This window comes from Roseicyclus sp. (genome assembly GCF_052168335.1).
In the GTDB taxonomy this organism is placed as follows: domain Bacteria; phylum Pseudomonadota; class Alphaproteobacteria; order Rhodobacterales; family Rhodobacteraceae; genus Roseibacterium.
Window position 1 is genome coordinate 1 of the sequence record NZ_JBQLZP010000052.1, and the last position, 6,991, is coordinate 6,991.

11 protein-coding genes are annotated in these 6,991 nt (G+C 70.1%); 4 read left to right on the forward strand and 7 right to left on the reverse strand.

Features of this window, described 5'->3' with window-relative positions:
* The coding region (locus ACTS11_RS01765; RefSeq protein ID WP_442638635.1) for a DUF1194 domain-containing protein at positions 1–484 on the reverse strand (484 nt) is incomplete at its 3' end.
* Entirely contained in the window at positions 481–909 is a 429-nt protein-coding gene (locus ACTS11_RS01770; protein WP_442638636.1) for a VOC family protein, read from the reverse strand. The genes ACTS11_RS01765 and ACTS11_RS01770, both read right to left, overlap by 4 nt.
* A gap of 197 nt (positions 910–1,106) precedes the next feature.
* Between ACTS11_RS01770 and thyX the strand changes: the two genes are divergently transcribed.
* Together thyX and ACTS11_RS01780 are read left to right on the forward strand one after the other, a co-directional pair.
* Positions 1,107–2,012: an FAD-dependent thymidylate synthase gene (gene thyX, locus ACTS11_RS01775; protein WP_442638637.1), complete on the forward strand. Its 906-nt coding sequence runs from the start codon at positions 1,107–1,109 to the stop codon at positions 2,010–2,012.
* The gene (locus ACTS11_RS01780; RefSeq protein WP_442638638.1) at positions 2,009–2,845 is read left to right on the forward strand and encodes a hypothetical protein; all 837 of its coding nucleotides are present in this window, start codon (positions 2,009–2,011) and stop codon (positions 2,843–2,845) included. Before thyX ends, ACTS11_RS01780 begins: the two co-directional genes overlap by 4 nt.
* A 26-nt stretch (positions 2,846–2,871) precedes the next feature.
* On the opposite strand, the gene ACTS11_RS01785 is transcribed toward ACTS11_RS01780, so the two are convergent.
* Positions 2,872–3,033 (reverse strand): helix-turn-helix transcriptional regulator, encoded by a 162-nt coding sequence (locus tag ACTS11_RS01785; RefSeq protein ID WP_442638639.1) that lies wholly within the window; start codon positions 3,031–3,033, stop codon positions 2,872–2,874.
* Between the two features lie 101 nt (positions 3,034–3,134).
* On the reverse strand, positions 3,135–3,338 hold the full coding sequence (locus ACTS11_RS01790; protein WP_442638640.1) for a hypothetical protein: 204 nt from the start codon (positions 3,336–3,338) through the stop codon (positions 3,135–3,137).
* Positions 3,339–3,702: 364 nt separating this feature from the next.
* Here ACTS11_RS01790 and ACTS11_RS01795 point away from each other — a divergent pair, with 364 nt between their 5' ends.
* On the forward strand, positions 3,703–4,107 hold the full coding sequence (locus ACTS11_RS01795) for a DUF2177 family protein (RefSeq protein WP_442638641.1): 405 nt from the start codon (positions 3,703–3,705) through the stop codon (positions 4,105–4,107).
* Here the strand turns inward: ACTS11_RS01795 and ACTS11_RS01800 are convergent.
* A complete protein-coding gene (locus ACTS11_RS01800; protein ID WP_442638642.1) occupies positions 4,104–4,268 on the reverse strand; it encodes a hypothetical protein in 165 nt (54 codons plus the stop codon). The genes ACTS11_RS01795 and ACTS11_RS01800 overlap by 4 nt on opposite strands.
* Before the next feature lie 227 nt (positions 4,269–4,495).
* On the opposite strand from ACTS11_RS01800, the gene ACTS11_RS01805 reads away from it, so the two are divergent.
* A complete protein-coding gene (locus tag ACTS11_RS01805) occupies positions 4,496–5,737 on the forward strand; it encodes an NAD(P)/FAD-dependent oxidoreductase (protein ID WP_442638643.1) in 1,242 nt (413 codons plus the stop codon).
* On the opposite strand, the gene eutC is transcribed toward ACTS11_RS01805, so the two are convergent.
* Both eutC and eutB read right to left on the reverse strand, forming a co-directional pair.
* The gene (gene eutC, locus ACTS11_RS01810) at positions 5,731–6,486 is read right to left on the reverse strand and encodes an ethanolamine ammonia-lyase subunit EutC (RefSeq protein ID WP_442638644.1); all 756 of its coding nucleotides are present in this window, start codon (positions 6,484–6,486) and stop codon (positions 5,731–5,733) included. The genes ACTS11_RS01805 and eutC overlap by 7 nt on opposite strands.
* Positions 6,483–6,991, reverse strand: a 509-nt coding sequence (gene eutB, locus ACTS11_RS01815) for an ethanolamine ammonia-lyase subunit EutB (RefSeq protein ID WP_442638645.1), incomplete at its 5' end; no start/stop codon positions are given. The genes eutC and eutB, both read right to left, overlap by 4 nt.

The window sequence follows — 6,991 nt, forward strand, 5'->3', positions numbered from 1 at the left end:
AGTGCTGGTAGGCGGCGGCCGGCGGAAAGCCGTCGTTGTTCTGCCCGTCGCCCGAGATGTCGACGGTGCGGAACAGGCATTGCGGACCCCGCTCGAGGTGGGTCGCCGCGAAGCCGAGCGCGTAGCCGATGGCCGTCGGGAAATCCTCGTGGCTGCGCGTGGCGGCCAGCACCCGCTCGGCGATGGCGACGAGGTCCGCCTCGCTCTCGATGAAGGTCCAGTCCACCAGGAGGTCCTGCTGGAACCGTCCCGACCATTCGTAGATCGACAGCGCGACCGGCATCGGCCCCGACAGCGCCGCCTCGATCACCGAGGGGTCGATCAGCGCCGAGGCCAGCCCCTGCATCTGGAGCGCGTATTCCCCCTCGTCGACCGAGGCCGAGACGTCGAGCCCCAGCAGCAGCGCGAGGCGGCACTCCTCCTGCGCGGCGGCAGGCGTCCCGAAGGCCGCGCATCCGGCGAGGAGGAGCGCCCCGGACCTCACCAGTGGCCCGTGTTTTCCATCGAGGCCCAGGGCTCGGCCGGGGCCAGCGCCTCGCCCTCCTGGAGGAGCTCGATCGAGATGTTGTCGGGCGAGCGCACGAAGGCCATGCGCCCGTCGCGCGGCGGGCGGTTGATCGTCACGCCGTTCTCGCTGAGGTGGCGGCAGGTCTCGTAGATGTTGTCCACCCGGTAGGCGAGGTGGCCGAAATGGCGGCTGTCCGAGGGCAGCCCCTCGTCCCCGTCCCAGTTGTAGGTCAGCTCCACCGGGCATTCCTCCTGTCCCGGGGGGGCCATGAAGACCAGCGTGAAGCGGCCCTTCTCGTTCTCGTAGCGGCGCGTCTCGCGCAGGCCCAGCAGCTCGTAGAACGCCATCGAGGCCTGCAGGTCCTTCACGCGGACCATCGTGTGCAGGTAGCGGATCGCCATGTCGGTCTCCCTTTCCGTCTTGCCTGCGCAGGTTAGCGCGAAGCGTGCACCGGAACAGCCCGCGCGCGGAGTAAAATTCCCGTGGCACGGGGGGCGGCCTCGCGCGCCCCTTCATCTTGCGGTTTCGCACCCCCCTGATGCAAGATGTTGAGCGGAGCCCACGCGCGAATCCCCTCTGAAGACGAAAGGCCGCCGCCATGCCCCTGACCGAAGACCAGCTCGCCGAGATCGAGGCCGCCCGCGCCAACCCGCAGCCGACGCTGCGCGCCGTCGCGCCGGGGATGGAGGCGCATCTCTACCGGGCCGTGCCCGTGCTCGACCACGGCTTCGTGCGGGTCGTCGACTACATGGGCGACGACGCGGCCATCGTGCAGGCGGCGCGGGTCTCCTACGGGGCGGGCACGAAGAAGGCGCGCGACGACAGCGGGCTCATCCGCTACCTCATGCGGCACTGGCACTCGACGCCGTTCGAGATGTGCGAGCTGAAGCTGCACGTGAAGCTGCCGGTCTTCGTCGCGCGCCAGTGGATCCGCCACCGCACCGCGAACGTGAACGAGTATTCCGCCCGCTACTCGATCCTCGACCGGGAGTTCTACATCCCCGAACCCTCCGCGCTCGCGGCCCAGTCCACCGTGAACAACCAGGGGCGGGGCGAGACCCTCTCGGGCGCGGAGGCGGCGCGCGTGCTCGAGATCCTCAAGGGCGACGCCGCGCGGTCCTACGACCATTACGAGGCGATGCTCTCGCAGGACGGCCAGCAGGGCCTCGCGCGCGAGCTCGCGCGGATGAACCTGCCCGCCAACATCTACACGCAATGGTACTGGAAGACGGACCTGCACAACCTCTTCCACTTCCTGCGGCTCCGCGCCGACGCCCACGCGCAATACGAGATCCGCGTCTACGCCGAGGCCATCGCGGCGATGGTCAGGGACTGGGTCCCCGCCGCCTACGGCGCCTTCGAGGACTACCGCATGGGCGGCGTGAGCCTGAGCGCGAAGGGGGTCGAGGTCCTGCGGCGACGGCTGGCCGGCGAGGCCGTGACGCAGGAGACGAGCGGAATGAGCAAGGGCGAGTGGCGGGAGTTCGAGGAGGTGTTTGGGTGAGGTTGCTGGGAGTTGGCTACCTCTCCATCGGGGTGATTTTTGGCGTCTGTGCTGCAACTACGATATTGGCTTTCGCACCGTCTGGTCCTTCACTGAACATCGGACTCCCCTCAATACCTCATCCTGAGGTGTGGGCGTCTGTCTTGGGTGCGTTAGTCGGGGGTCTTATTTCTGCGTTGGTTGCGCAATCTTCTTTTGAAAAAGCAACCATTCGCGAGTTGTCTCGAGACGAGGCTGAGCGCAAGTCGGTTAGAAGAGCTCAAGCCTACAGTTTACTGCTAAAGCTGAGGATGGCCCTTAATCATGTGCAGAAGGCGCACAACTACTATCGAACATTTGAGGCTTCGTCCGTAGTCCAAATTCAGAGAATAAATATCGATAGTGGAGCTGCAGAGCAAGTGGCGCAAATTTGGCAGCCGCTTCAAGGAAAAAGAAAAGAGGTAAACCTAGGGATAGGTGAGCAGGCTTTTCTATTGGAAGAGGGCGCAATAAAGCTATTCAACATCATCTCTGATCTTGAGGGCGCGCTTTCGAACTGTGAGTTTATCGAGGAGAAATATCGTGAATTCTTCTTCGGGTTCATTGAGCGGCAAATTGCGGATGGTGACTACAGAACCGAGGGCAAGCTTATCACTTCAAGTGGTCGCCCAGATGAATTTGGCCTTTTGAGGGCGTCAGATGCTTTAGAAAAGCTCCGTGCGTCTATCGTGCCGACGCTCCCGTTGCTATATGAGGCTATTTCCCTTGCAACTGGTCTGATAGAGGAGCGGTTTGGCGAAAAAATTCAAATGGAGTTTGACAGAGAGATTAGGGGTGTCGCAGATTACGCTTGAAAGATCGGTGGCTCACCAGGCCCCCGTCACCCCACCCGCATCCCCTCCAGCTCCCCCTCCGCCAGTCCCTCCCGCGCGACCGCCAGCTCGTAGCCTTTCTGGAGGTTCATCCAGAACTCCGGCGTCGTCCCGAAGGCGGCGGCGCGGCGCAGCGCCGTGTCGCCGGTCACGCCGCGCTTGCCCGTCACAAGGTTCCGACGGGCGCGCGGAGGGGTGGCGGGACAAGTCCCGCCCTACGAGGTCGGGTAGGGCGGGACTTGTCCCGCCGTGCCGTCCCTTCACCCCCCCCTCACTCCCCCGCCGCCGCCTCCGCCTCGGCGCGGAGCTCCGCCACGAGCGCGGCGTTCGCCTCCTCCCAGGCGATGAAGGCGCGGTAGGTCTCGATGCGCTGGGCGCCGTATTCCGCCGTCCCCACGGGCGCGGGGTCGAGGGGGGCGAAGAAGGCCTTCACCTCCTCGTAGGTCTCGACGCAGGCCATGCGCTCGGAGCCCATCGGCTCCTGCGTCTGCGCGGCGGCGTCGCAGGTGTAGTAGGCGAGGAGAAGGGCGAGGAACTGCTCCAGCGGGGGGCTCCTTTCCGGGGGAGAGGAGACTGTGGCCGCCCGGCGCCTGTCAAGCGGACGCCGGGGGCGGTGCGTTCACGTCTTCGCAAGCGCGGGGAGGTGCGCGGGGGCGCGGCGGCGGGACAAGTCCCGCCCTACGGGAGGGGCGGAGTGCCGGGACAGGTCCCGCCCTGCGTGGTGGCCGGGCGGCGGGACAGGTCCCGCCCTGCGTGGTGGGCGCGTCGCGCCCCGCGACACCACTCGACACCCCGGCGCGCTGCCCTACCTGACGCTTCCCCCCCGAGCCGGAGCGCCCATGTCCTACGTCGTCCTCTTCCTCGCCACCTCGGTCATCTTCCTGGTGGCGGACGCGGTCATGCTGCGCTCGGTGATCCAGCCGATCTTCGCCCGCCACCTCGGCGACGGGCTCTACGAGGGCGGCTTCCGCCTGCTGCCGGCGGTGCTGTTCTACTTCGTCTACATGTTCGGCGTGCTGTGGTTCGCGGGCGTTCCCGCGCTGAAGGCGGGCGCGCCGGGGATGGCGCTGCTGAACGGGGCGATCCTCGGCCTCGTGGCCTACGGCACCTACGAGCTCACGTCCTGGGCGGTGATGCGGGACTGGCACCCGCAGATGGTCGCCGTCGACCTCGCCTGGGGCACGGTGCTGACGGGCGTGGCGGCCTGGGGCGGCGTGCTGGTGGCGCGCGCGGTCGCGGGCTAGCGGCGGCGCCAGACGAGGAAGACCGCCAGCGCCGCCAGCGCGGCCAGCAGGATCGCCCACTCGAACCCGTGCGGGTGAACGTGGGGCGCTCCCGCCGTCTCGTGCGCCGCGAGGGCCGTCGGCAGGAGGGTCGCGGCAATGGCGGGAAGAAGTCTCTGCATGGTCGGGTATTCCTCGTCGTCCGGTATCGTTCCGTCCCGCGACGCTAGCGCCGGAGGACCGGGCCGGGAAAGGGCAGGGCGGCGGGTGAGACATCCGTGCGGCCGGGCCGTCCCGTTTTCCGGGCGGAGTGCCCAAGGATGCGGCAGTCGAGGGAGGATGGGCTTGCGCCCCGCGACCGTCGCTGGTTGAGCTTGGGGCAAGCAGGGGCGCGAGGGGCTTCGCGGGCATGAGCGACTTCGACATCGCCGTGATCGGCGCGGGCATCGTCGGCACCAGCGCCGCGCTCTGGGCGCGGATGCGGGGGCACCGCGTCGTCCTGATCGATCCCGCGCCGCCGGGCTCGGGGACGAGTTCGGGCAATGCCTGCACGCTCGCCACCTATGCCTGCCTGCCGGTCAACGACCCCTCCGTCCTGCGTGACCTGCCGCGCCTCCTCTTCGGGCGGGACAGCCCGCTCTCGGTCTCGTGGCGCCACGCGCTGCCCCATCCCGGCTGGATGCTCGCCTTCCTCGCCAATTGCCGGGCCGCGCGGTCGCGGCGCATCGCGGGGCATCTCGCGGCGCTGCTCGCCCATGCGGATGCCGGGCTGAACCCGCTGATCGAGGAGGCGGGGGCGCGCGATCTGGTCGTCGCGCGCGGGCAGCTCACCGTCTGGTCCACGGCGGAGGCCGCGCGGGAGGCGGAGGCCGGTCTCGCGCTCCGCCGCAGCCTCGGCGTGGTGGCGGAGGAGTTGACGGGGGCCGAGGCGAAGGCGCTGGAGCCGGGCCTCGCCCTGCCCGTCGCGCGCGCGGTCCTCTTCCCCGAGGCGCGGCATGTCCGCGACCCGGAGGAACTCGTCCGCCGCTTCCATGCCCGTTTCGAGGCGCTGGGCGGCGTGACCGTGCGGGCCGCCGCGCGCGAGGTCCGCGCCATGCCCGACCGCGTGAGCGTCATCGCGGGGGTGGAGCGGATCGAGGCCGCGCGCGCCGTGATCGCGGCGGGCGCCTTCTCGGGCCGGATCGCGGGGGCGGGGGCCGCGCGGATGCCGCTCGGGACGGAGCGCGGCTACCACCTCCTCTACGCGGGGGAGGGGCAGCGCCTGACGCGCCCTGTCGGCTGGGCCGAGGGAGGGTTCTACGCCGTGCCCATGGCGCGGGGCCTCCGCCTCGCCGGGACGGTCGAGATCGCGGGGCTCGACGCGGGCCCCGACCCGCGCCGCCTCGACTACATCGCGCGGCGGGGGGCGGAGCTGCTCGGGCCGCTCCCGGCGCACACGTCGAGCTGGCTCGACTTCCGCCCGACGCTGCCGGATGCCCTGCCGGTGATTGGACACAGCCCCGCGTCCGAGCGCATCCTGCACGCCTTCGGGCACCAGCATCTCGGGCTGACGCTCGGCGGGATCACGGGGCGGATCGTGGCCGACCTGGTCGAGGGGCGGCGGCCGAACCTGCCGCTCGACGCGTTCTCGCCCGCACGCCGCTTCTACTGACCGCCGGGAAGCGCGCCCGAGGCAAGGTCGCGGCTGAGTGCCACCCCGCTCCGCCCCGTCCGGCGCATGGCGAGGATCAGGCGCTCGGCCTGGAGGGCGGCGTCGGCCACGCTCATGCCCGCGTCCCGCACGTTCGAGATGCAGTTCCGCGCGCTGTCGGGCGTCTGCGCCGCGGGGCGGTGGGTGATGTAGACCCCGAGGCTGTCGGCCGCCGAAAGCCCCGGACGCTCGCCGAGCGCCATCACCACCGTCTCCGCCCCCATCGCCCGCGCGATCCCGTCGCCGAGCGCCACGCGCGCCTGCCGGGCGAGGATCACGGGGCCATGGCTGAGCCCGTTCGCCGCCAGCCCCTCGGCCAGCGCCGAGAGGAAAGCCACGCCGTTCAGCGCCACCGCCGTCGCCGAGAGCCCGTCGCCGAGGACGAGGGCGACGTCCACGGGGCCGGTTCCCGCCAGTGCCTCCGCCTCCGCCTCCGGCAGGCGGCGGCCGAGGTCGGGGCGGCGGATGAAGGTGGCGCGGTCGCCCGCCGCGCTCGTCACCCCGCGATGCGGGAGGCCCGCGCGTCCGAGGCCCTCCGCCAGTGCCGGCAGGTCGAGTTCCGCCTCCACCGCCGCCCGCGCCCGCGCATGGTCGAGCGCGAAGGCCAGCGCGTCGCCGGTGGCCAGCGCGCGGCCCCGCGGCCCGAAGGTCAGCCGCGCCTCGGTGAGCGCCCGGATCTCCGCGCGCGGGACGAGGCCCTTGCCGCTCATGCCGGGAGCCTCAGTTGCCCGAGCGCGGCGTCGAGCGCGGGCAGCGTCACGCCCGGCCTCCCGATCCCGTTCCGCGCCATCCACTCCGCGAATTCCGGCGCGGGCGGGCGGCCGAGCGTGTCGCGGATGAACTGCGCATCGTGGAAGGAGAGCGACTGGTAGTTCAGCATGATGTCGTCCGCGCCAGGCACGGTGATGACGAAGCTGACGCCCGCTGCGGCCAGCGCGGTGAGCAGCAGGTCCATGTCCTCCTGATCGGCGTAGGAATGGTTCGTGTAGCAGACGTCCACCCCCATCGGCAGGCCGAGGAGCTTGCCGCAGAAGTGATCCTCGAGCCCCGCGCGGACGATCTCCTTCCCGTCGGCGAGGTATTCCGGCCCGATGAAGCCCACGACCGTGTTCACGAGGAGGGGCCGGTAGCGCCGCGCAACGGCATAGGCGCGCGTCTCCATCGTCTGCTGGTCCATCCCGTGATGGGCGTCGGCCGACAGCGCGGCGCCCTGGC